The sequence below is a fragment of the Pseudomonas sp. A34-9 genome (assembly GCF_029543085.1).
Classification (GTDB): domain Bacteria; phylum Pseudomonadota; class Gammaproteobacteria; order Pseudomonadales; family Pseudomonadaceae; genus Aquipseudomonas.
This window is the reverse complement of record NZ_CP119967.1, coordinates 5,957,545-5,980,690: the sequence shown is the minus strand read 5'-3', so window position 1 is coordinate 5,980,690 and position 23,146 is coordinate 5,957,545. Positions and strand designations below refer to the sequence as shown.

Genomic DNA, 23,146 nt, shown 5'->3' with positions numbered 1-23,146 from the left:
CTCGGACGCCATGCCTCATATCCTGATTGTCGAAGACGAAGCGGCGATTGCCGACACGTTGATTTTTGCCCTGCAGGGCGAGGGGTTCAGCACCACGTGGCTGAGCCTCGGCGCGGCGGCGCTGGAGCATCAGCGGCAAACGCCGGCGGATCTGATCATCCTCGACATCGGCCTGCCGGACATCAGCGGTTTCGAGACCTGCAAACAGTTGCGACGCTTCAGCGAAGTGCCGGTGCTGTTCCTCAGCGCCCGCGATGCCGAGATCGATCGCGTGGTGGGCCTTGAGATCGGTGCTGACGACTACGTGGTCAAGCCGTTCAGCCCGCGTGAAGTCGCCGCGCGAGTGAAGGCAATCCTTAAACGCATGGCACCGCGCCCGGTAATTGAAGCCACTTCCACGCTGTTTCGTATTGATCCGGAACGCATTCAAATCATGTATCGCGGCCAGACATTAAGCCTGACCCGCCACGAATTCCGCCTGCTGCAATGCCTGCTTGAACAACCAGAGCGGGTGTTCAGTCGCGAGCAGTTGCTTGATGCGCTAGGCGTGGCGGCCGACGCCGGTTACGAGCGCAGCATCGACAGCCACATCAAAAGCGTGCGCGCCAAACTGCGGCTGGTGCGTGCCGATGCCGAGCCGATCCAGACCCATCGCGGCCTCGGTTACAGCTACAGTCCGGGGCACAGCTGATGTCACTGGGGCTGCGGATCTTTCTGGTGTATGTGCTGTTTATCGGCCTGACCGGTTATTTCGTGCTCAACACGGTGATGGAAGAAATCCGCCCCGGCGTGCGCCAGTCCACCGAAGAAACCCTGGTCGATACCGCCAACCTGATGGCGGAAATCCTGCGCGACGATTTCAAGGCCGGCACCCTCAGCGAGAACCGCTGGCCCGAGCTGCTACGCGCCTATGGCGAGCGCCAGCCGCAAGCGACGATTTGGGGCTTGCCGAAAAATCAGGTCAACCACCGTATCTATGTGACCGACGCCAAGGGCATCGTCGTGCTCGATTCCAGTGGCGTGGCGGTCGGTCAGGATTATTCGCGCTGGAACGATGTCTACCTGACGTTGCGCGGCGAGTACGGTGCGCGTTCGAGTCGCAGTGATCCCGACGACGCGAGTTCGTCGGTGATGCATGTCGGCGCGCCGATCCGTGACAACGGCAAGATCATCGGTGTGGTCACCGTGGCCAAGCCCAACAGCTCATTGCAGCCTTATGTCGATCGCACCGAGCGGCGTTTGCTGTTTTACGGTGCTGGGCTGATCGGCCTCGGTTTGTTGTTCGGCGCCTTGCTGTCGTGGTGGCTGAGCCGCGCGCTGCACCGTTTGACCGGTTATGCCCAAGCGGTGAGTGAGGGCCGAAGGGTGGAAGTGCCGCACTACCGTGGCGGTGAACTGGAACAACTGGCCACGGCCGTTGAGCAGATGCGCACGCAACTGGAAGGCAAGGCTTACGTCGAGCGCTATGTGCACACGCTGACCCACGAGCTGAAAAGTCCGCTGGCGGCGATCCGTGGCGCGGCGGAGTTGCTGCAAGGGGAAATGCCGCCGGTTCAGCGACTGCGCTTCGTCGGCAACATCGACAGCGAAAGTGCGCGGATGCAGCAGTTGATCGAGCGGTTGTTGAATCTGGCACAAGTGGAACAACGTCAGGGCCTTGAAGAACGGGTCGCTGTGCCGTTGGCGGTGTTGGTTGATCAGTTGTTGCAGGGGCAGGCGGCGCGGATCGAAGGCAAACAGCTGCGCATCGAACAGGCCATTGCGGCGGATCTGCTGCTGATCGGCGAGCCGTTTCTGCTGCGTCAGGCGCTGGGCAACGTGCTGGAGAATGCGCTGGATTTTACCCCCGTGCAGGGGCTGCTACGTTTCAGTGCCGAACGCCGGGGAGAGCAGATCGAACTGCGTCTGTTCAATGAAACCGCCCCTATTCCCGATTACGCCCTGCCGCGTCTGACCGAGCGTTTTTACTCGTTGCCGCGTCCGGACAGTGGGCGCAAAAGCACGGGGTTGGGGCTTAACTTCGTGGAAGAAGTGGTCAAGTTGCATGGCGGGGCGATGCAGATTCGCAATGTCGAGAATGGGGTTGAAGTGACATTGCGCTTGCCTTGATTCCGTCAAAAGATCGCAGCCTTCGGCAGCTCCTGCATAGGGTCGCGTACATCTGTAGGAGCTGCCGAAGGCTGCGATCTTTTGATCTTTCCACACAATCTCCATATTCCCCCCACATTCCCCTCATACAGCGCCAGCAGACTCTGCCCATCCAAACAGGGAGAGTCCCATGAACAAGAATCTGACCATCAAGCTCGGCGCCATCGCCCTGCTGATCCTGCTGTTGTTGATCCCGCTGCTGATGATCGACGGCGTCATCGACGAGCGCCAACAGTTGCGCGACGGCGTGCTTGAAGACATCGCCCGCAGCTCCAGCTACAGCCAGCAACTGAGCGGGCCGGTGATGGTAGTGCCGTATCGCAAAGTGATTCACAACTGGAAAACCAACGACAAAACCAACCAGCGTTACGACGAGCCGAGCGAAGAGCGTGGGCGTTTGTACTTCCTGCCGGAGCGTTTCGAACTCGACGGCCAAGTGCAAACCGAACTGCGGGCGCGGGGTATTTACGAGGCGCGGCTGTTCCACGCCGACAACCGCATCAACGGCCATTTCTCGTTGCCGGCGCAATTGGGCATCAAAGAAGATTTCAGCGACTACCAGTTCGATGCACCGTTTCTCGCGGTCGGCATCAGCGACATTCGTGGCATCGAAAATGCGCTGAAGCTGGAACTTGACGGTCAGCGTCTGGACTTTGTGCCGGGCACTCAAGTCGGCTGGCTCGGTGAAGGCGTGCGAGTGACGTTGCCGCAACTCGACACCAGCAAAACCACCGAGCTGAGCTTTGGTTTCGACCTGCGCCTGCAAGGCACCGGTTCATTGCAGGTGCTGCCGGTGGGCAAGACCAGCAGCGTCAGCCTCACCGCCAACTGGCCGCATCCAAGCTTTGTCGGCAACTTCCTGCCGGGCAAACGTGAAATCAATGATCAGGGCTTCAGTGCCGATTGGCAGACCACGTTTTTCTCCACCAATCTGCAAGACGCCATGAGCCGTTGCGTGAGCAGCAACGATTGCGAGGCGTTCAACGGTCGCAGCTTCGGTGTGAGCTTCATCGATCCGGTGGATCAGTACCTGAAGAGCGACCGGGCGATCAAATATGCGCTGCTGTTCATTGTCCTGACGTTCGCCGGTTTCTTTCTGTTCGAAGTGCTCAAGAGCCTGGCCGTGCACCCGGTGCAATACGCGCTGGTGGGTGTGGCCCTGGCGTTCTTTTATCTGTTGCTGCTGTCGCTGTCGGAGCACATTGGTTTTGCCCTGGCGTATTTGTTGTCGGCCTGTGCTTGTGTGTTGTTGATCGGGTTCTATGTGTGCCACGTGCTGCGCAGTGTGCGCCACGGGTGGAGCTTTTCGGCGGGGTTGGCAGCGCTGTATGGCCTGCTTTATGGATTGCTGAGTGCCGAGGATTACGCGTTGTTGATGGGCTCATTGCTGCTGTTCGGTCTGCTTGGTGTGTTCATGGTGCTGACGCGCAAACTGGATTGGTACGGGATCGGGCAGAAGCCGGCCAAGCCGCTGGAGTTTGATGTGGGGGCGATGCAATGAGCCGGTCGCTGGGGTTGCGTGAGGATCAGTGCTGGAAGGATGAGTTGATGACGCGGATTATCGGGTATTTGCCTGTGGAACCGAGGTGGTGCATTCGCGAGCAAGCTCGCTCCCACAGGCGTGCACATTCCAATGTGGGAGCGAGCCTGCTCGCGAAGAGGCCGGAACAGGCGCCGCCGATTTAGGGCTTGGGCATCGTCGCGATCATGGACGGTCGCTGACTCACTTCAAAGAACCAGTTTGCCAGTTGCGGGTTGGCATCACGCCAGCCCAGGTCCGGGAAGCGCAGGTCGAGGTAACCCAGCGCACAGGCCACGCTGATGGCGGCCACGTCGAAGTGGCTGGTCAGCTCGGCAATCGCATCGCTTTCCAGCACGGCGAGGGCGCGGCGGATTTTGTCGCGCTGGGCGTCGAGCCATTCGTCCCAATGCTTTTCCGGCGCACGCAAAACCAGCTCATAACGCACCATCACCGACGCATCCATGATCCCGTCGGCCATCGAGGCCAGGGTCAGACGGCGCCAGCGGGCCGCACCTTCGCGGGGGATCAACGGGTTGCCGACGTGTTGCTGGTCGAGGTATTCGAGGATCACGCGGCTGTCATGGATGACATTGCCGTCGGCCAGACGCAGCGCGGGAATCTTGCCCAGCGGGTTGTCGGCATTGAGCTCGGCACTCGGGCTGACCGGGCTGAGCACGCAGTCTTGCAAGGCGACGCGATCCTGCTGACCGGTTTCGTGCAGCAATACCATCACTTTGCGCACGAACGGGGAGAGCGTGTTGTGGTACAGGGTCATGCTGGGGGCGGACATTGGCAGGGTCTCGATCAGAACGATGAGGGAGCAGCATAGCGCGTAACGCCACGTCCTCAAGCCCAGCGCAAAACCAATGTGGGAGCGAGCCTGCTCGCGAAGGCGTCGGTACAGTCAACATTGGTGTTGAACGTCAGAGCGCTTTCGCGAGCAGGCTCGCTCCCACAGGTTTCTTTAGCTTCGCTGCAACAATCCTCGTATCGCCAGAAAGGCCGGAACACCCAGCCCGAGCCAGCTCAACGCATCCCAGATTCCGTCCCCGAGCAACGCCGCAAACAACCCCGCTGCACTGAGCAATGCAATCACGATCGGCGTGCTGAACACCTTCCAGAAATTCGACTGACGCGGCTTCATGTGGAGGCCTCCGCCGTTTCCGGTACAGGCTTGGCCGCTTTGCGCCGTACCACCCACAGATACACGCCACTGCCGAGGACAATGATCGTCAGCACATCGAGCGTGGCCCAGAGAATCTTCATCGGCATGCCGCCGTAGTCACCGAAGTGCAGCGGTTGCGACATGCCCATGGCGTCCATGTACCACGGCCGTTCGGCCACGGCGGTGACTTGCAGCGTGGTGGCATCGATCAGCACCGGCGTCAGCAAATGCGAGGTCAGGTGCGTGCCGCCCTTCATGAACACCGAATAATGGTGCTCACTGGAAAAGCGTGTGCCGGGGAAGGCAATGAAATCAGGCTCCATCCCCGGTGCCACTTCGGCGGCGATGTCGAGCAAACGCGTGGCCGGGGCCAGATGCGTCAGCGCAGGTGCATCGCGGTAAGGTTCGATCAGCGCCGTCAGCGCATCGTTGCGCCAAGCCGCGATCAGCAGGTCGGCGCAGGCGCTGATCACGCCGGTCACGCCGACCACCAGTGCCCACGTCAGCGTGACTACACCAATCAGGTTGTGCAGGTCGAGCCAGCGCAGCCGTGTCGATTTGTCCTGACGTACCGTGCCGAACTTCAAGCGGCGCATGAACGGCAGGTACAGCACTGTCCCGGACACGATGGCCACGACAAACAGCAGCCCCATGAACGCCAGCAACAACTTGCCTGGCAGCCCGGCGAACATGTCGACGTGCAGGCGCAGGATAAACAGCATCAAGCCGCCGTTTGCTGAAGGCGTTTCCAGCGCCTCACCGGTACGCGCGTCGAGCATGAAGGTGTGCGACGAATTCGGTTCGGTGCCGGCGGTTTTCGCCATGATCGTCAGCACGGCATTCGGCTCATCGTCATCGAAACCGAAGTACTGCACGACTTCATCGGGGCGATGTTTTTCGGCGGCCTCGACCAGTTGCGCCAGGTTCAGCCGTGGCGTGTCGGCTGGCAGCTCGCGCACTTCGGGCGCGTCACCGAGCAAGTGCTCGATTTCGTGATGAAAGATCAGCGGCAGACCGGTCAGTGCCAGCATCAGCAAAAACACGGTGCAGACCAGACTGGTCCAGGTGTGGACGAACGACCAGCGACGAATTGTTTTACTTTTCATTTCATGACCTTCAAAAACACCAAAGCCGTCCACGAGGGACGGCCTGGTCACAGGGCCTGTTTCAGCTCAGTTGCTTACCACTTGTAAGTGGCGCTGGCGACGACGCTGCGCTGGTCGCCGTAGTAGCAGTAGAAGCTGTCGCAGGTGGAAATGTAGTCCTTGTCGAACAGGTTGGTCGCGTTGACCGCCAGCGACGCGCCTTTGAGGCTGTTGTCCAGACGGCCGAGGTCGTAATGCACGCTCGCGTCGAACACGGTGTAGGCATCGGCCTTGCCCAGCCAGGTGTTGGCCTTGTCGCCGTAGGTGTTGCCGGTGTAACGCACGCCGCCGCCAATGCCGAAGCCGTCGAGGACGCCGGCGTGCCAGGTGTAATCGGTCCACAGCGAAGCTTGCTGATTCGGCATCAGTTGCAGGCGATTGCCCTTGTCGACGCCATTCTGCACTTCGGATTTGGCCAGGGTGTAGGCGGCGATGACTTTCAGGTTGTCGGTCACGTCGGAAACCGCTTCCAGCTCCAGACCTTTGACTTTCACCTCGCCGGTCTGGCTGGTGATCGACACGTTATTGACGAAGGTGTTGACCGAGACGTTCTTCTGGGTGAGGTCATACACGGCGGCGGTCAGCAGGGTTTTGCTGCCCGGTGGCTGGTACTTGATGCCCAATTCCCATTGTTTGCCTTCGGTCGGCTTGAGCGAGCCGGTCGAGGTGGCGTCGGCGCCCGTGGTCGGCTGGAAGGATTCGGCGTACGACAGGTACGGCACGAAGCCGTTGTCGAACACGTAGCTGAGCGCAGCGTTGCCGCTGAACGCCTTGTCACGCTGGGTGTTGGTGGCATCGCCCTTGTTGATGAACCGGGTGCTGGTGTGCACCCAGTCTTCACGGCCGCCGAGGGTCAGGCGCCACTGGTCGAGGGCCATCTGATCCTGCACGTACAGGCCGGTCTGGTAGGTCTTCTGGTCATAATCGTAAAACGCGGTGGAGCGCGCTGGACGTACGATCGGCTGACCGTAGATCGGGGTGATCACGTTGGTGCCCGGAGTGGTATCCGAAAAGCCGAAGATCGAGGTGTAGTTGGTGTTACTGCGCTGGTGGTCCAGACCCAACAACAGGGTGTGACGGATATCGCCGGTAGCGAAGTCGGCCTGGAAGTTGTTGTCCACGGCGAACTGGCTGATGTCTTCTTCGACGCTTGTACTGGTGCGCCCGACGTTGCCTTGATCATCCACTTCGGTGAATGGGTACGACCCCGGCGTCAGCGACTGGAACGACAGGTCCGACTTGGTGTAACGCAGGTTCTGCTTGAACTGCCAGACATCGTTCAGACGATGTTCGAAGGCGTAGCCCAGCGCGTAGTAGGTGCGATCGTAGTATTCCCAGTCCGGATCACCCAGATTCTTGTGATGGGAGATATCGCCGAACGGTGACTTGATCTTGGTGCCCTGCACCGGCAGGAACTGGCTGGTGATGCCGGTATCGTCGCGGGTGAACTGGCTCAGCAGGGTGAGCCTGGTGTCGTCGTCGATGTTCCAGGTCAGGCTCGGCGCAATGTTGTAACGCTTGTTGTCGACGTGATCGACCTGTGTGCCGCTGTCGCGTACGACGCCGCTGAGGCCATAGAGAAACTGGCCGGCGTCATCGATCTTGCCGGTGCTGGCAAAGTTGATCTGGCGGTGGTTGTCACTGCCGTACTGCAGCTGGATTTCGTTGCTGGCTTCAGCACTTGGGCGGCGGCTGACCATGTCGAGCAGGCCGCCCGGTGGGGTCTGGCCGTAAACCGAAGAGGCCGGGCCGCGCAGCAGGGCGAGGCGGTCGAGGTTCCAGGTTTCCTGTTTCGGGTTGGCGTACACGCCTTTCGGCAGCGGCAGGCCGTCGAGGAACTGGGTCGGTTCGAAACCACGTACACGCAGCCAGTCGGCGCGGGTGTCGCTGCCGTAGCTGCTGGCGGTGATGCCCGGCATGTAGCGCACGGCGTCATCGAGGCTGTGCACGCTGCGGTCGTCCATTTGCTGACGGGTCGCCACCGAGATCGAACGCGGTGCTTCGACCAGCGCGGTGTCGGTCTTGGTGCCGGCAGCGGTACGGGTGGCGGTATAGCCTTCGACCGGGCCCCAGGCACTTTCGAGGTTTTCCACGCCGATGACCGAAGTTTCCGGCAACGCCAGGGTTCCTTCAGGCACCGCGACCAGACTGTAAGTGCCGCTGCTGCTTTGTTCCAGTTGCAAACCGGTGCCTCGCAGGGCCGCGCGCAGAGCCCCCGCCGCATCGTACTGGCCGCTCACTGGCGCCGAGGTTTTGCCCGCCGCCAGCGACGGGTTCAGCGACAGCGCGAGGCCGCCCTGGCTGGCGATCTGGTTCAACGTGGTGGATAGCGGCGCCGCCGGCAGATTGTAGGCGCGCACGCTGGACGCTTGTTCAGCGGCGAGCAACGGGCTGCTGATCAGCGGCGCGCTGAGCGCGATGGCGACGGCCAGCAGACTGGGGCGCAACAAGGTGTCTAGCGAACGGGACATACGGCGGCTCCTGAATGGAAATATTTCTCAATTGCCTGTGTGCCGGATGAAAAGCAAAAAGTGATAGGGCGAGATGAAAATAATTTCGATTAACTGGAAAACAGCCACATTTCTGTGGGGTTGATCGTTCCCATGCTCCGCGTGGGAATGCCTCAATGGACGCTCTGCGTCCGCTTCGGCAGGGACTCAGAGCGCGGGAACGATCAGGTCAAGGAGAGGAGGGCTCAGCCTTCGCGACTGTGACCCAATAAGGCGTGTGCCGCTCGATCTGCACCGGCAAAGTCGGCAGCAATGCGCTCAAGGCCTTGTCGGTGTCATGCAGCGGGAAGCTGCCGGTAATCCGCAGATCTGCCACTTCCGGCGCCACGCCCAGATGCCCGCGGCGATAACGGCCCAGCTCATGCACCAGATCGCCCAGCCGTGCGTTGTCGACCACCAGCATGCCGCGAGTCCAGGCGTCGGCGCCGGGGTTGAGCGCGACAATCGAGCCCAGTCCGTCACTGCGCAGTAACACTTGCTGACCTTCGCGCAGAATCTGTTCTTCGGGATTCGCTTGCGCATGCGCCGCCACCGCCGACTGCAACACGCTCAGACGCGTGCCTTCTTCTTCACGCTTGACCAGAAACCGCGTACCCAAGGCGCGCATGCTGCCTTCGCGGGTTTCAACGATGAACGGGCGCGCATCGCCATGACCGGTTTCAACCAGAATCTCGCCTTCCTGCAACACGATCAGCCGGCGCTTGTCATCGAAACGCACGTCCACCGCACTGTGGGTGTTGAGATTCAACACGGTGCCGTCGGACAGGCGCACGGTGCGTTGCTCACCCGTGGCGGTGCGTTGATCGGCGAGCCAGTAATCCAGCGGCATAAACCGTTCGCTGGCGAACAGCCCCAGACCGACAAGCACCACCACGCTGGCCAGCCCACTGCCGAGCTTGCGCACCCGCCGGCGAATGCCTTCGCGCGATTGCAGCAAGGCACTGCGGGCCGGGCCCTTGGCCACGCTGAAACGTTGATCGAGCATGCCCAACTGCCGCCAGGCGCGGGCGTGTTCTTCATTGGCCGCATGCCACTTGGCGAACTCTTCGCGCTCCAGCGGACTGCTGGAATCGAGGGTCAGTTGCCAGGCAATCGCCGCATCCAGTACATGCGCCGGTACGGGACTGGAACTGGCCGGACTCACGTCGGCTCACCGTACAGGGCGATGTAGCACTGACGAATGCCTTGGGCCAGATATTGCCGAACGCGCGGCACTGAGACGCCGAGCTTGTCGGCGATCTCGGCATGGCTGAGCCCGTCGAGGCGGTTATAGAGGAAAGCGGCACGGGCCTTGGTCGACAGCTTGCCGAGCAAGCGGTCGATGGCTTTGAGGTCTTCGAGGATCATTTGCTGTTCTTCCACCGACGGTTGCTCGCCTTCGGGGATCAGCATCAATTCGGTGAGGTAGGCCTGTTCCAGCGCCGCGCGGCGGAAGTAGTCGAACAGCAGGCCTTTGGCGATTGCCACCAGAAAGGCGCGCGGCTCGCGGGGTGTCAGCATGGCGTCGCGACCGAGCAGGCGCACAAAAGTGTCCTGGCTGAGGTCTTCGGCACGTTGCGGGCAGGCCACATTGCGCCGCAGCCACGCCAGCAGCCAGCCGCGATGGTCACGATACATCGCACCGACGAGCTCACTGTGAGGGCTTGGGACTGACGACACCGGACATCACCGATTGGGAAATGTTAACTAACGCGAATTGTTCGCGATTGTGGCAGAGGTGGGAATGGTTAGCAATTGGCCACTGGTCAGGTGGGCGGCTAAAGGCAGAACCTCACCCTAGCCCTCTCCCAGAGGGAGAGGGGACCGATCGGGGGATATTCTGGAGGTACACCGATCTGAGCGATCTTTAGTGAATCCATAATCGACTCGGTTTCTCAGGTCGATGGAAAACCCGAGACACCTCGGTAGGCTCCCTCTCCCTCTGGGAGAGGGCTGGGGTGAGGGGCTTTTGATTTAAAACGACGGCACCTGCTGCCTACGCTTCCACTGACTCAACCGCTGCTGCAAATTCAACGGACTGTGAATCTGCTGCTGCCGCGCCCGGCTAAACAGAATCAAGGCCAATTCAGCCGTCGCCAGCGCATCGGCGCTCGCGTTATGCCGTTCGAACACCTCAAGCTTGAACCAGTCGATCCACTCATCCAGCCCGGCCTCACGAATCTGCGCCTGTGGACACACCAGCGGTGCAATGTCGGCGACATCCAGAAACACCGGCTGCAACTTGTGCCCCAGATGTTCCTTCAAGGCACGCCCGAGCATGTGCTGATCGAACGGCGCATGAAACGCCAATACCGGGCTGTCGCCGATAAATTCCATGAGTTCCAGCAACGCCTCGGCCGGCTCACTGCCCGCCGCGATCGCATTCGGCCCCAACCCGTGAATCAACACGCTGGGACTGAGCTTCAGTTCGCGACATTGCAGCGTGCGTTCGAATTGCTGGCTGAAATCGATCGCGCCGTCCTCGATCACCACCGCGCCAATCGACAGCACGCGATCCTTGTTCAGGTTCAGCCCGGTGGTTTCCAGATCCAGCACCACCCAACGTTGTTCGCGCAGCGTGCATTCGCTCAGCTCGGTGGTCGCCGGCAGCTTCGCCAGACGCTGCTGAAAATCCGCCGGCAGCGCCGGACTCGCCGGGCGCAGCCACGAAAACAGGCTCATAGCTGATACCGCAAGGTCAGGCTGCTTTGCAGGCGCTGAGCCTGGCGCAGGGATTCACGCAGGATGCGCCGGTCGAGATGATTGAGGCTGTCCGGGTCGACACGGTTGGAGTAGGGCAGGTTCTCCCGCGTCTGCAATTGATGTTGTTGCATGCGCGTTTGCTGAATGAAGTGATAGGCCTCTTCATACGCCGCGCCGTCCAGCCGCTCGATCACCGCTTTTTCGACCAACTGACGGAAGCGTTCGAGGGTGTTGTTGGCATCGATGCCATTGGCCAGCGCCAGCAGCCGCGCGCCATCCACGAACGGCGTCAGGCCCTGTACCTTCAGGTCCAGCGTGGCTTTCTCGCCATTCTTGCGCGCCAGTACAAACTCGCGAAAGCGTCCCACCGGCGGACGATTGCGCAAGGCGTTCTCGGCCATCATGCGCTGGAACAAACGGTTGTCGCCGACCTGGTCAAGAATGCCCCGGCGCAACTGTTCGCAGCTTTTTTCATCGCCCCAGACCACGCGCAGATCGAAATAGATGCTCGACCCAAGAAGATTTTCCGGCGTCGCCTCGCGAATGAACGCCGCAAAACGCCGCGCCCATTCCGCTCGCGACAAACACAACTCGGGGTTGCCGGCCATGATGTTGCCCTTGCACAACGTGAAGCCGCACAGCGCCAGGCTGTGGTTGATCTGCTGGGCAATCGGCAGCAGCTTGCCGCGAATCTCCGCCGCATGAGCGGCGTCGCGGGCAGCAAACAAAATGCCGTTGTCCTGATCGGTGTGCAGCGTCTGCTCGCGGCGGCCTTCGCTGCCGAAACACAGCCAGCTGAACGGCACGCCGGGATCGCCTTTTTCGGCGAGAGTCAGTTCGATCACCCGGCACACGGTGTGGTCGTTGAGCAAGGTGATGATGTGGGTGATCTGCGTCGAGGACGCGCCGTGGGCGAGCATGCGTTCGACCAGTTGACCGATCTCGCCGCGCAGGCTCACCAGTTGTTCAACGCGCTGTGCGCTGCGAATCGTGCGCGCCAGATGCACCAGGTCGACTCGTTGCAGGGAAAACAGATCGCGCTCGGAAACCACGCCGCACAGGCGCAGATCCTTGACCAGACAGACGTGCGCAATGTGCCGTTCGGTCATGGCAATCGCCGCATCGAACGCGCTGTGATCTGGCGACAGATAGAAGGGCGCGGGCGTCATGTGGCGTTCGATGGCTTCACTGAAATTGCCAACGCCTTCAGCCACGACATGGCGCAGATCGCGCAGGGTAAAAATGCCCAGCGGTGCCTTGTGTTCATCCACCGCCACGATGCTGCCGACCTGCTGCTCGTGCATCAACTTTACCGCTTCACGCAACGGCGTGTCGGGGCTGCAGGTTACCGGGTGACGCATCGCCAGTTCGCCCAGCCGGGTGTTCAGCGAGTACTGCGTGCCGAGGGTTTCCACGGCTTTTTGTTGCACTTGCTGATTGACCTGATCGAGCAGGCTGCTGACCCCGCGCAAGGCGAAATCACGGAAGGCGCTGGACAGGGCGAACAGCTTGATGAACGCCAGTTTGTTCAGTTGCAGGCAGAACGTATCTTCGCCGGCCAGATGCTCGGTGCGCGTCGCGCGTTCGCCGAGCAATGCAGCCAGCGGAAAGCATTCTCCGGTGGTGATTTCAAACGTGGTCTCGGTGCCGGGTTTGGTGATGTGCTGACGTTCGCCGACCACCCGACCCTGTTTGACGATAAAGAAGTGTTCGACCGGGCCGTCGGCGGGTTTGATGATGCTTTCGCCCTGGCCATAGAAACGCAGCTGACATTGTTCCACCAGATACGCGAGGTGGGCGTGTTCCATCTGATTGAAGGGCGGGAAGCGCTGGAGGAATTGCAGGGTGCCCTGAATGTTCTGCAATACCGCGGTTTTCCCTGCCTGGGTGAAGGCATCCGCTTTACTCATAACCATTACCGCAGTCTTTTTCGAATTGTTGTTGTCGGATCGTTACGGCCATGGTCGGCCCCTATGGACAGGGTGCCCATTGGACGTAAGTCTAGGTTTTGCCACCATTGGCGCCGTTTCGGAGATGCCCTACGCCAACAGTCGGAAATTCCCTCGCTTACCCCCTTGGAAAAAAATCCGACGAAGTGCACATTGAAGCTCTGCCCTGCGATGTCTGACCACTTGCCAAGGGATTGATTTGAACATTTAGAGAACGCCATGTCCGACCACGATATTTTGAGCGATGCCGAGCGAGAAGCGCTCAGTGCAGTCATGCTCGAACCTGACCTGCCACCGCAGCGCGTATTGATCGTCGATGACGACAAGGACGCCCGGGAGCTGTTGTCGGAGATTCTCGCGTTGGACGGCATTCGTTGCATGACGGCGGCCAGTGGTGAGACTGCGCTGAAGATGCTGGAGGAGAAACCTTCGATCGGGCTGGTCATCACCGATCTGCGCATGGGCCATGTAGGTGGGCTCGAGCTGATTCGCCAGGTGCGTGAGTCGGTAAGGGCGGCGATGCCGATCATCATCGTCTCGGGCGATGCCGATGTGAAAGATGCGATTGCGGCGATGCATTTGAGCGTGGTGGATTTTCTGCTCAAACCGATTGATACGGGCAAGTTGTTGGCGTTGGTGAAGCATGAATTGGGGATTGAACCCTGAGGTTTGAAGATCAAAAGATCGCAGCCTTCGGCAGCTCCTACAGGTGATGTCATGTAGGAGCTGCCGAAGGCTGCGATCTTTTGATTTTGCGTTTCCAAAGAAAAAGCCCTGATCTCTCGACCAGGGCTTTTTCACATCAGCGCAAATTTACAGGCCGTTAGCCGCCTTGAACTCGCGACGACGACGGTGCAGCACCGGCTCGGTGTAACCATTCGGCTGCTTGGTGCCTTCGATCACCAGTTCGACCGCCGCCTGGAAGGCGATGTTGCTGTCGAAGTTCGGTGCCAGCGGACGGTACAGCGGGTCGTTGGCGTTTTGACGATCCACCACCGGCGCCATGCGCTTGAGGCTTTCCATCACTTGCGCTTCGGTGACCACACCGTGGCGCAGCCAGTTGGCGATGTGCTGGCTGGAGATACGCAGCGTGGCACGGTCTTCCATCAGGCCGACGTCATTGATGTCCGGCACCTTCGAGCAGCCAACGCCCTGGTCGATCCAGCGCACCACGTAACCGAGAATGCCCTGGGCATTGTTGTCCAGTTCGTTCTTGATCTGCTCTGGCGTCCAGTTCGGGTTGACCGCCAGCGGGATGGTCAGGATGTCGTCCACCGAAGCGCGAGCACGTTTGGCCAGTTCGGCCTGACGGGCGAACACGTCGACCTTGTGGTAGTGCAGCGCGTGCAGTGCTGCGGCAGTTGGCGACGGAACCCAGGCGGTGTTGGCGCCGGCCAGCGGGTGGGCGATTTTCTGTTCAAGCATCGCGGCCATCAGGTCGGGCATCGCCCACATGCCTTTACCGATTTGCGCACGACCTTGCAGGCCGGTGCTCAGACCGATATCGACGTTCCAGTTTTCGTAGGCGCCGATCCACTTCTCAGCCTTCATGTCGGCCTTGCGCACAACCGGTCCGGCTTCCATGGAGGTGTGGATTTCGTCGCCGGTGCGGTCGAGGAAACCGGTGTTGATGAACACCACGCGTTCGCTGGCCGCTTTGATGCACGCCTTGAGATTGACCGTGGTGCGGCGCTCCTCGTCCATGATCCCGACTTTCAGCGTGTTGCGCGTAAGGCCCAGCACGTCTTCGATGCGACCGAACAACTCGTTGGTGAACGCCGCTTCTTCCGGGCCGTGCATCTTCGGTTTAACGATATAGACCGAACCGGTGCGGGTGTTGCGACGCGAGGTGTTGCCGTTGAGGTTGTGCATCGCCGCGAGGCAAGTCACCAGACCGTCGAGGATCCCTTCCGGCACTTCGTTACCGTCTTTGTCGAGGATCGCGTCGATGGTCATCAGGTGACCGACGTTACGCACGAACAGCAGCGAGCGACCGTGCAACGTCACTTCACCGCCATTCGGCGCGGTGTAGGTGCGATCCGGGTTCATGGTGCGGGTAAACGTCTGGCCGCCCTTGGACACGGATTCCGCCAGGTCGCCCTTCATCAGGCCGAGCCAGTTGCGGTAGATCACCACTTTGTCGTCAGCATCAACGGCGGCGACGGAGTCTTCGCAGTCCATGATTGTGGTCAGTGCCGCTTCCATCAGGATGTCTTTGACGCCGGCCGGGTCGGTCTGGCCAACCGGGGTGGTGGCATCGACCTGGATTTCGAAGTGCAGACCATTGTGTTTCAGCAGGATGGCGATTGGCGCGTTGGCGTCGCCCTGGAAACCGATCAGTTGCGCATCGTCGCGCAGGCCAGTGTTGCTACCGCCCTTGAGGGTGACCAGCAGTTTGCCGTCAGTGATTTTGTAGCCAGTCGAATCGACGTGGGAGCCAGCAGCCAATGGCGCAGCTTCGTCGAGGAACGCACGGGCGAAGGCGATGACTTTGTCGCCACGCACCTTGTTGTAGCCTTTGCCTTTTTCCGCGCCACCTTCTTCGCTGATCGCGTCGGTGCCGTAGAGGGCGTCGTACAACGAACCCCAGCGGGCGTTCGAGGCATTGAGAGCGAAGCGGGCGTTCATCACCGGCACAACAAGTTGCGGGCCGGCGGTGCGGGCGATTTCATCATCGACGTTTTGTGTCGTTGCCTGGAAATCAGCCGCTTCTGGCAGCAGATAACCGATTTCTTGCAGGAAGGCTTTATAGGCCACGGCGTCGTGCGCCTGACCGTTGCGTTCCTGATGCCAGGCGTCAATGCGTGCCTGGAAGTCATCGCGTTTGGCGAGTAGGGCTTTGTTCTTCGGCGCCAGGTCATGAATGACCTTGTCGGCACCTTCCCAGAATTTGTCGGCGGTGAGGCCGGTACCGGGAATGGCTTCGTTGTTCACGAAGTCGAACAGGACTTTGGCGACCTGCAGGCCACCGACTTGAACGTGTTCAGTCATTGCTTGCCTCACTCTGCTCAGCTATTTCGCTTTTCAGCTCTTCAATTTGACAATGAAGCCTCTGGCCATTTAAACCACAAACCTGCCGACCAGTACATGCCATTGCTGGCGGCTGGGCTGGGACCAATCAACGGCTTGGGGCCTTGCTGACGGGGCTTTCAGGGTTGCGAGCATGCCTTGGGCAGACATCGATCCAGCGTTATGTAGTGCGCGCTGCGGCATACTACATGATGAGTTGCGCTTGTGAAAATCAGACTAATTACGTCGTTCTGCGACCTCATGTCGCATTGCGGTCACATCGCGGAACGGGATGTTCTCAAAAAACAGATGGATTGTTCCAGCTAAATATAAAAAGTTGTACACGATTTGTCGTTTCAGGCGTCTGAGGCGGCTGACGGTCCCTTGCCTATACTTGCTCTTCTACAACAAAAGTCATGACAAGAGGGCTGCGCCATGGACCATCTCGTACTCACCGTGTTCGCCCCGGACAAACCCGGGCAGGTCGAGCGCATTGCCCAATGCATCGCCGAGCACGGCGGCAACTGGCTGGAAAGCCGCATGTCGCGGATGGCCGGGCAGTTTGCCGGCATTCTTCGGGTCGGCGTGCCGGCGGAGGCTTACGACGAATTAGTCGATTCCTTACAAGCATTGTCGACGCACGGCATTCGCGTGCTGATCGCCGAGAGTGGTATCGAACAATCCTGCACCTGGAAACCGATAGCCATGGAATTGGTGGGTAACGATCGGCCGGGGATTGTGCGCGACATCACACGGCTGTTGAGCGAGCAGGGCGTCAACCTTGAGCGGCTGGTGACTGAGGTGCGTCCTGCACCGATGAGCAGTGAACCGCTGTTCCACGCTGAGGCGATTCTTGCAGTGCCATTGACCCTGTCGCTTGATGTCTTGCAGTCGCGCCTGGAAACCCTGGCCGACGATTTGATGGTAGAACTGGTGTTACGCACAGATGTTTAAGCGCTGATCGGGTTATCCAGTTTAAACGTGCACCTGCCTGTGGATAACCTGTAGAGACACCCCGCAACGCGAGGCCCGCCGTGGCTTTGCCGCAGATGATCAAAAAACCGCCAACATTCAGTGACTTGCACACAAACGGCGGGGATCACGCTGTGGATAACCTTAGGAAGGAACGATGCAGGCCACGAGAACCGTGGCCTGTGAAGGTTTGTACGTTTTTTGATCAGCCGCGCCGGCGCAAGCTGATCACGGCATCGACGCTGTAAACGGCCAGGCCGGCCCAGATGAAAATGAACGCGACCAGTGTGCTGGACGATAGATGTTCACCGAACAGCAGCACGGCTTGCAGCAGCACCAGCGTCGGCGCCAGGTATTGCAGGAAGCCGATCGTGGTGTAAGGCAGGTGGCGCGTGGCGGCGTTGAAGCACACCAGCGGGATCAATGTCACCGGACCGGCCGCCACCAGCCACCAGGCTTGGGACGTGGTCCAGAACTCTGGTTGAGCGCTGGTCGCGGTCTGGTTAAAGAGCAGCCAGGCGATGGCAATCGGCACCAGCATCCAGGTTTCCACTACCAGCCCTGGCAACGCCTTGACTGGCGCCTGCTTGCGGATCAGACCGTAAAAACCGAACGTCAACGCCAGCACCAGCGACACCCACGGCAGACTGCCGACCTGCCACACCTGTTGCGCCACACCGACCGCCGCCAGACCGACCGCGATCCACTGCATCCGCCGCAAGCGTTCGCCAAGAATCAACATGCCCAACAGCACGTTGACCAACGGGTTGATGTAATAACCGAGGCTCGCTTCGAGCATGCGCCCGTTGTTAACCGACCACACGTAGGTCAGCCAGTTGGCCGCGATCAGCGTACCGCTCAAGGCCAGAATCGCCAGTCGCTTGGGATTGTCGAGCAACTCGCGCAACCAGCCCGGGTGTTTCCACACCATCAGCAGCAGCGCACCAAACAGCGCCGACCACAGCACCCGGTGGATGATGATTTCGACGGCTGGCACTTCGGCAATGGCTTTGAAGTAGATCGGGAACAGGCCCCAGATGATGTAGGCGCTCAGGCCCAGAATATACCCGCGACGCGGGTTGGCGGCTTGCATGCAGAATCCTTGCTCAGGCAGCTGACAAAGGAGGGATTGTAAGGAGGTTGTATAGATGTGTCGTGTCCAGAAAGCGAAAAGATCGCAGCCTTCGGCAGCTCCTACAGGGGAATGCGATCCATGTAGGAGCTGCCGAAGGCTGCGATCTTTTGATCTTTAATTCAGAACAACTTCAAAGGTTCTTCGTTAAGCGCGGACAGCTGCTCACGCAACGCCAACACCTGATCGCCCCAATAACGCTCAGTACCGAACCACGGAAAGCTGTGCGGGAACGCCGGGTCATCCCAGCGCCGCGCCAGCCAGGCGCTGTAGTGCATCAGGCGCAAGGCGCGCAACGGTTCGATCAGCGCCAGTTCGCGCGGGTCGAAGTCGTGAAACTCGTTGTAGCCGTCCATCAATTCCGACAACTGCCCCAGACATTCCTGACGATCACCGGCGAGCATCATCCAGATGTCCTGTACCGCCGGGCCCATGCGGCAGTCGTCGAGGTCGACGATGTGGAACATTTCGTCGCGGCACATCATGTTGCCGGGGTGGCAGTCGCCATGCATGCGGATGTTCTGGTGCGGCGTGTTGGCGTAGGCATCTTCCACACGCTTGAGCAGGTCGCGGGCCACGGACTCGTAGGCCGGCAGCAGGCTTTTCGGAATGAAGTTGCCTTCGAGCAAGGTGTTCAGCGAGGCGTGGCCGAAGTTCTGCACGGCGAGCGCTTCACGGTGTTCGAACGGCTTGGTCGCGCCGACCGCGTGGATGCGGCCAAGCAACTGGCCGAGGCGATACAGCTGATCGAGATTGCCCGGCTCTGGCGCACGACCGCCGCGACGCGGGAACAGGGTGAAGCGGAAACCAGCGTGTTCGTGCAGGGTTTCGCCGTTGTGGATCAGCGGTGCCACGACCGGGATTTCGACGTCGGCCAACTCGAAGGTGAACTTGTGTTCTTCGAGGATGGCTTCGTTGGTCCAGCGCTGCGGGCGATAGAACTTGGCAATCAGCGGCTCGGAGTCTTCGATGCCGACTTGATAGACGCGGTTTTCGTAGCTGTTGAGCGCCAGAATGCGCGCATCGCTCAGGAAGCCGATGCTTTCAACGGCATCGAGCACGAGGTCGGGGGTGAGGGTTTCAAACGGGTGGGCCATGCTGACTCCTGCGCGCAGCAGGCTGCCGCGTCCGGCCCAGCATGGTAGCGCAGATGGCGGCGGGGGAGTTGGTTGGTGTCTTCACTGACGCTATCGCGAGCAGGCTCACTCCTACAGGGGAGCGCATTCCAAATGTAGGAGTGAGCCTGCTCGCGATGAGGGCCTGTCAGGCGCCGACGATCCCGCCATCCTCACGGGTAATCGCCATCACCGAAGACCGCGGTTTGCCATTGGGCAAATGCTCAGGGAAGGTCGACCCGCCGTTCTCCCCCGGATGCTGGATCCCGACAAACAAAGTCTTCTGATCCGGCGAGAAGCTGATCCCGGTCACCTCACAGCCAATCGGCCCGACCATGAACCGACGGATTTCACCGGTCTTGGGATCGGCGCACAGCATCTGGTTATTGCCCATCCCGGCAAAATCCCCAGCGTTGCTGGAGTCGCCATCGGTGAGAATCCACAAGCGCCCGGCCTTGTCGAAGCCCAAACCGTCCGGGCTGTTGAACATGTTCTGCGGGGTGATGTTTTTCGAGCCGCCCTTCGGCGTTCCGGCGTGCACGCCCGGATTGCCGGCGACTACAAACAGGTCCCAGGCAAACGTCTTCGACGCGTGATCGTCGCGGTCGGTGCGCCAGCGCAGAATCTGCCCGTAGACGTTCTTCTCGCGCGGGTTCGGCCCACCGACGGGTTGGCCGTCTTCGCCACGCTTGGCGTTGTTGGTCAGGGTGCAATACACCTGGCCGTCCTTCGGACTGACGACGATCCATTCCGGGCGATCCATGCGTGTCGCGCCAACCACGCTGGCGGCAAGGCGCGCATGGATCAGCACTTCGGCCTGATCGGCAAAGCCGCTGCTGGCGTCGATGCCGTTCTTGCCGTGGGTCAGCTCGATCCACTGGCCCTGGCCTTTGGGGTGATCGGGGTTGCCATCGCCAGCATCGAATTTGGCCACGTACAGGGTGCCGTGGTCGAGGATGTCGCGGTTGGCCTTGGCATTGCGGTGGTTGATGCGGTCGCGGCTGACGAATTTGTAGATGAACTCGCCGCGCTCGTCATCGCCCATGTACACCACGGCGCGACCGTCATCGGTCTCGGCCAGTGCGGCGTTTTCATGCTTGAAGCGGCCCAGCGCGGTGCGTTTGACCGGGGTCGATTGCGGATCGAACGGGTCGATCTCGACCACCCAGCCATGTCGGTTGAGTTCGTTGGGGTTTTTCGCCATGTCGAAGCGCGGGTCGTACGGGTGCCAGTTGATTTCGCGGCTGGCGACCGAGACGCCGTAGCGCTTTTGCGCCGGGTCGAACTGCTGCTGGGCGTTGCTGCTGCCGAAGCAGTCGGTGAAGTTTTCTTCGCAGGTCAGGTAAGTGCCCCACGGGGTCTTACCGTTGGCGCAGTTCTGGAACGTGCCGAGGACTTTCTTGCCGTGTTTGTCGGCAGCGGTTTTCATCAGATCGTGACCGGCCGCCGGGCCGCTGATGCGCAGCGGCGAGTTGCCGTGAATGCGGCGGTTGTAGCGTGAGCCCTGAACAAACTGCCACTGGCCGTTCTTGCGCTGCACTTCAATCACTGACACGCCTTCGCAGGCCAGCGCCTTGCGCACGTCTTCGGCCGATTGCGGCATGCCGCCGTGCGGGTAGAGGTAGCGGTAGTTGGTGTATTCGTTGTTGATCGCCATCAACGCGCGGTTGCGGTCGTCGGGGAAGGCGAACAGGCTCATGCCGTCGTTGTTGTCGCCGAACTGCACTTCCTGTGCGGCCGCGGTGCCGTTACCGCTCGGGTCGAAGGCCGGGCCGTTTTTGTGCAATGGCTGGCCCCAACTGATCAGCACCGAAGACTTGTAGCCCTTGGGCAGGCTGATGACGTCGGTGGTCGCGGCCGGAATGCTCTCGAAACCGAGCAGACGGCTGTTGCCGGCGCTGACGCCGGTGGCGAGTGCGCTGCGGCTCAATAGACTGCCGCCGAGGAACATCGCTGCACCGCACAGCGCACCCGCGCCGATGAAACCGCGACGGCTGAGGCCGACCATCTTTTCCAGATCAGTGGATTGGTTTTCTTCTAATAGGCTCACATCAGGCTCCCTGCTTGGTTTTGGCAGCCACCTTAATGAGCGTCGATGACGCTTTCGTTGCAACGCCTGATTACAGCGGCGTGCCGATCAGCACATTGGCCGGCGAAAACTGCACCTGCACTATTTGTCCGACGCTCAGTCCGCGCGTACGCAAATCGAGTGGCTCGGCCAGAGCGCAGAGGGTATGGCCGTTGGGCAGGGTAATACGCACTTCGCTCGGGCCGTCATCGGCGTCGAGAATGGCTTCGATGGTGCCCTTTAGAAGATTGTGACCAGACGTTGCAGATTGCTCGTTGCTCAGCAATTCCAGCCAGCCGGCCTTGATCAGGGCCACCACTTCGGTGCCGGGTTGCAGCTCCAGGTGCACGGTGCTGTCGTGGGTAATCTGCGCGTCGAGGCACAGACCTTCAGCCAGCTCAAGGCGGATCAGGTCATTGCGGCCCTGCGCTTCAATCGCCACGACTTTGCCGTGCAATTGATTGCGCGCGCTGGTTCTGAGCATCAAGCGACCGAGCAGATCCAGATCGCTGGCATCTTCCGCAGCTTCCAGCACCTGCGCCTGCAAGGCCTGCAGTTTTTGGTAGAGGCGCAAAACGCGCTCGCCTTCGCTGGAGAGTTTCGCGCCGCCACCGCCCTTGCCGCCGACGGCACGTTCGACCAGCGGTTTTTGCGCGAGATTGTTCAGCTCATCGATGGCGTCCCACGCGGCTTTGTAGCTCAGGCCTGCACTCTTCGCGGCGCGGGTGATCGAGCCCTGTTCGGCGATGTGTTGCAGCAAAGCGATGCGCTGCGGACGGCGGACGATGTGCTGGGATAACAGCGAAGGCATGGACATGGACAGGGCGCTTTTTTGCTGTGGCGGTGGGGGAGGACGTTGGCCGCTCGCGACGCGAGAGTCAAGCCAAACCCAATCCCCTGTAGGAGCTGCGGCACGCTGCGATCTTGTTTTTAAAGATCAAAAGATCGCAGCGTGCCGCAGCTCCTACAGAGGTTATGTGATGGCTTCAGGTACCGGGTTTCGGCGTGCGGGCCACGCAGTAGACGTCAACCCGTGCCGCGCCAGCGTTCATCAGCAACCGGGCCAGCGCCTGGGCGGTGGCGCCGGTCGTCAGCACATCATCGATCAACGCCAGATGTCGCCCCTTCACTGGCGCATCGGGATTCAGTCTGAAGGCTTGGCGCAGATTGCGTTTACGCGCCTTGGCATCGAGATCCTGCTGCGCGCTGGTGTTCTGAATTCTGCTCAGAACATCTTCCTCGCAAGGTAAATCCAGCGACTTGCCCAACCAACGCGCCAGCATCGCAGCCTGATTGAAACCGCGCTGACGCAAGCGCTGTTTCGCCAGCGGTACCGGCAACAACGCATCCGGCCTTGGCAAACCCTCATCCAAGCGATGTTGCAGGTATTCCCCAAGAACGTCGGCGAGCAGGTGGCCAAACGGCCATTTCGCGTTGTGTTTAAAGCGCGTAATCAGACTGTCGACAGGGAAACCATACAGCCATGGCACGACCACCTGTTCGAACGCCGGCGGCTCTAGCAGGCACTCGCCACAGGTCAGGCCCGCTGCGGCCAACGGCAAAGCGCAGGTGACGCACTGCTCGCCAAGCCAAGGCAGATCGGTTTCGCAGGCGCTGCAGATGGGCATTTGTGCTTCTGCCGGTTCATCGCAGAGCAGGCACGTCTGTATATTATTTAAACAGATGTAAACCGGTCCTTCGTATCGTGGTTGACAGCGCATGACTCTTC

Annotated in this window: 19 protein-coding genes; 5 read left to right on the top strand and 14 right to left on the bottom strand. The window is 60.4% G+C overall.

Annotated elements, in window-relative coordinates; genetic code table 11:
* The first annotated feature begins 10 nt into the window (after positions 1 to 10).
* The 3 genes from creB (at position 11) to creD (ending at position 3,649) form a co-directional block, all read left to right on the top strand.
* Positions 11 to 691, top strand: coding sequence for a two-component system response regulator CreB (gene creB, locus P3G59_RS26880; RefSeq protein ID WP_277759618.1), 681 nt, complete (start codon positions 11 to 13; stop codon positions 689 to 691).
* Positions 691 to 2,109: a two-component system sensor histidine kinase CreC gene (creC, locus tag P3G59_RS26875; RefSeq protein ID WP_277759617.1), complete on the top strand. Its 1,419-nt coding sequence runs from the start codon at positions 691 to 693 to the stop codon at positions 2,107 to 2,109. The genes creB and creC overlap by 1 nt, the downstream gene beginning before the upstream one ends.
* A gap of 169 nt (positions 2,110 to 2,278) precedes the next feature.
* Entirely contained in the window at positions 2,279 to 3,649 is a 1,371-nt protein-coding gene (creD, locus tag P3G59_RS26870; protein WP_277759616.1) for a cell envelope integrity protein CreD, read from the top strand.
* A gap of 181 nt (positions 3,650 to 3,830) precedes the next feature.
* Here the strand turns inward: creD and P3G59_RS26865 are convergent, their stop codons facing one another.
* The 8 genes from P3G59_RS26865 to P3G59_RS26830 form a co-directional block, all read right to left on the bottom strand.
* Entirely contained in the window at positions 3,831 to 4,460 is a 630-nt protein-coding gene (locus tag P3G59_RS26865) for a glutathione S-transferase (RefSeq protein WP_277759615.1), read from the bottom strand.
* A 174-nt stretch (positions 4,461 to 4,634) separates the two neighbouring features.
* Positions 4,635 to 4,814, bottom strand: coding sequence for a hypothetical protein (locus P3G59_RS26860; protein WP_277759614.1), 180 nt, complete (start codon positions 4,812 to 4,814; stop codon positions 4,635 to 4,637).
* Positions 4,811 to 5,941, bottom strand: coding sequence for a PepSY-associated TM helix domain-containing protein (locus tag P3G59_RS26855; protein ID WP_277759613.1), 1,131 nt, complete (start codon positions 5,939 to 5,941; stop codon positions 4,811 to 4,813). Before P3G59_RS26855 ends, P3G59_RS26860 begins: the two co-directional genes overlap by 4 nt.
* Positions 5,942 to 6,015: 74 nt before the next feature.
* Positions 6,016 to 8,451, bottom strand: a complete 2,436-nt coding sequence (locus P3G59_RS26850; RefSeq protein WP_277759612.1) for a TonB-dependent siderophore receptor — start codon at positions 8,449 to 8,451, stop codon at positions 6,016 to 6,018.
* 208 nt (positions 8,452 to 8,659) lie between these two features.
* Complete coding sequence (locus P3G59_RS26845; protein ID WP_277759611.1) at positions 8,660 to 9,634, bottom strand: FecR family protein; 975 nt, start codon at positions 9,632 to 9,634, stop codon at positions 8,660 to 8,662.
* Positions 9,631 to 10,107, bottom strand: a complete 477-nt coding sequence (locus P3G59_RS26840; protein WP_238704364.1) for an RNA polymerase sigma factor — start codon at positions 10,105 to 10,107, stop codon at positions 9,631 to 9,633. The genes P3G59_RS26845 and P3G59_RS26840 overlap by 4 nt, the downstream gene beginning before the upstream one ends.
* Before the next feature lie 336 nt (positions 10,108 to 10,443).
* The gene (locus P3G59_RS26835) at positions 10,444 to 11,151 is read right to left on the bottom strand and encodes a 3'-5' exonuclease (protein ID WP_277759610.1); all 708 of its coding nucleotides are present in this window, start codon (positions 11,149 to 11,151) and stop codon (positions 10,444 to 10,446) included.
* The gene (locus P3G59_RS26830) at positions 11,148 to 13,082 is read right to left on the bottom strand and encodes a putative nucleotidyltransferase substrate binding domain-containing protein (protein ID WP_347276976.1); all 1,935 of its coding nucleotides are present in this window, start codon (positions 13,080 to 13,082) and stop codon (positions 11,148 to 11,150) included. Before P3G59_RS26830 ends, P3G59_RS26835 begins: the two co-directional genes overlap by 4 nt.
* A 258-nt stretch (positions 13,083 to 13,340) precedes the next feature.
* On the opposite strand from P3G59_RS26830, the gene P3G59_RS26825 reads away from it, so the two are divergent.
* Positions 13,341 to 13,787: a response regulator gene (locus P3G59_RS26825; protein WP_077574803.1), complete on the top strand. Its 447-nt coding sequence runs from the start codon at positions 13,341 to 13,343 to the stop codon at positions 13,785 to 13,787.
* A gap of 147 nt (positions 13,788 to 13,934) precedes the next feature.
* On the opposite strand, the gene P3G59_RS26820 is transcribed toward P3G59_RS26825, so the two are convergent.
* Positions 13,935 to 16,112 carry a malate synthase G gene (locus tag P3G59_RS26820; protein WP_277759608.1) on the bottom strand — a complete coding sequence of 726 codons (2,178 nt, stop codon included), beginning with the start codon at positions 16,110 to 16,112 and terminating at the stop codon, positions 13,935 to 13,937.
* A gap of 453 nt (positions 16,113 to 16,565) precedes the next feature.
* Here P3G59_RS26820 and P3G59_RS26815 point away from each other — a divergent pair, with 453 nt between their 5' ends.
* Positions 16,566 to 17,084: a glycine cleavage system protein R gene (locus P3G59_RS26815; RefSeq protein ID WP_007910018.1), complete on the top strand. Its 519-nt coding sequence runs from the start codon at positions 16,566 to 16,568 to the stop codon at positions 17,082 to 17,084.
* A 223-nt stretch (positions 17,085 to 17,307) separates the two neighbouring features.
* Here the strand turns inward: P3G59_RS26815 and rarD are convergent, their stop codons facing one another.
* The 5 genes from rarD to P3G59_RS26790 all read right to left on the bottom strand — a co-directional run bounded on the left by rarD (position 17,308) and on the right by P3G59_RS26790 (position 23,138).
* Complete coding sequence (rarD, locus tag P3G59_RS26810) at positions 17,308 to 18,195, bottom strand: EamA family transporter RarD (protein WP_277759607.1); 888 nt, start codon at positions 18,193 to 18,195, stop codon at positions 17,308 to 17,310.
* Between the two features lie 161 nt (positions 18,196 to 18,356).
* Positions 18,357 to 19,331, bottom strand: coding sequence for a serine/threonine protein kinase (locus P3G59_RS26805; protein ID WP_016983182.1), 975 nt, complete (start codon positions 19,329 to 19,331; stop codon positions 18,357 to 18,359).
* A gap of 166 nt (positions 19,332 to 19,497) precedes the next feature.
* On the bottom strand, positions 19,498 to 21,399 hold the full coding sequence (locus P3G59_RS26800) for a PhoX family phosphatase (protein ID WP_277759606.1): 1,902 nt from the start codon (positions 21,397 to 21,399) through the stop codon (positions 19,498 to 19,500).
* Between the two features lie 70 nt (positions 21,400 to 21,469).
* Positions 21,470 to 22,234: a TOBE domain-containing protein gene (locus P3G59_RS26795; RefSeq protein ID WP_277759605.1), complete on the bottom strand. Its 765-nt coding sequence runs from the start codon at positions 22,232 to 22,234 to the stop codon at positions 21,470 to 21,472.
* Between the two features lie 169 nt (positions 22,235 to 22,403).
* A complete protein-coding gene (locus P3G59_RS26790; RefSeq protein WP_277759604.1) occupies positions 22,404 to 23,138 on the bottom strand; it encodes a ComF family protein in 735 nt (244 codons plus the stop codon).
* Positions 23,139 to 23,146: the final 8 nt, after the last annotated feature.

Excerpts from the sequence above, each read along its gene's own strand:
- creB (WP_277759618.1), top strand. The coding sequence starts at position 11 with ATGCCTCATATCCTGATTGTCGAAGACGAAGCGGCGATTGCCGACACG.
- creC (WP_277759617.1), top strand. The coding sequence starts at position 691 with ATGTCACTGGGGCTGCGGATCTTTCTGGTGTATGTGCTGTTTATCGGC.
- creD (WP_277759616.1), top strand. The coding sequence starts at position 2,279 with ATGAACAAGAATCTGACCATCAAGCTCGGCGCCATCGCCCTGCTGATC.
- P3G59_RS26865 (WP_277759615.1), bottom strand. The coding sequence starts at position 4,460 with ATGTCCGCCCCCAGCATGACCCTGTACCACAACACGCTCTCCCCGTTC.
- P3G59_RS26860 (WP_277759614.1), bottom strand. The coding sequence starts at position 4,814 with ATGAAGCCGCGTCAGTCGAATTTCTGGAAGGTGTTCAGCACGCCGATC.
- P3G59_RS26855 (WP_277759613.1), bottom strand. The coding sequence starts at position 5,941 with ATGAAAAGTAAAACAATTCGTCGCTGGTCGTTCGTCCACACCTGGACC.
- P3G59_RS26850 (WP_277759612.1), bottom strand. The coding sequence starts at position 8,451 with ATGTCCCGTTCGCTAGACACCTTGTTGCGCCCCAGTCTGCTGGCCGTC.
- P3G59_RS26840 (WP_238704364.1), bottom strand. The coding sequence starts at position 10,107 with ATGTATCGTGACCATCGCGGCTGGCTGCTGGCGTGGCTGCGGCGCAAT.
- P3G59_RS26835 (WP_277759610.1), bottom strand. The coding sequence starts at position 11,151 with ATGAGCCTGTTTTCGTGGCTGCGCCCGGCGAGTCCGGCGCTGCCGGCG.
- P3G59_RS26830 (WP_347276976.1), bottom strand. The coding sequence starts at position 13,082 with ATGAGTAAAGCGGATGCCTTCACCCAGGCAGGGAAAACCGCGGTATTG.
- P3G59_RS26825 (WP_077574803.1), top strand. The coding sequence starts at position 13,341 with ATGTCCGACCACGATATTTTGAGCGATGCCGAGCGAGAAGCGCTCAGT.
- P3G59_RS26820 (WP_277759608.1), bottom strand. The coding sequence starts at position 16,112 with ATGACTGAACACGTTCAAGTCGGTGGCCTGCAGGTCGCCAAAGTCCTG.
- P3G59_RS26815 (WP_007910018.1), top strand. The coding sequence starts at position 16,566 with ATGGACCATCTCGTACTCACCGTGTTCGCCCCGGACAAACCCGGGCAG.
- rarD (WP_277759607.1), bottom strand. The coding sequence starts at position 18,195 with ATGCAAGCCGCCAACCCGCGTCGCGGGTATATTCTGGGCCTGAGCGCC.
- P3G59_RS26805 (WP_016983182.1), bottom strand. The coding sequence starts at position 19,331 with ATGGCCCACCCGTTTGAAACCCTCACCCCCGACCTCGTGCTCGATGCC.
- P3G59_RS26795 (WP_277759605.1), bottom strand. The coding sequence starts at position 22,234 with ATGTCCATGCCTTCGCTGTTATCCCAGCACATCGTCCGCCGTCCGCAG.
- P3G59_RS26790 (WP_277759604.1), bottom strand. The coding sequence starts at position 23,138 with ATGCGCTGTCAACCACGATACGAAGGACCGGTTTACATCTGTTTAAAT.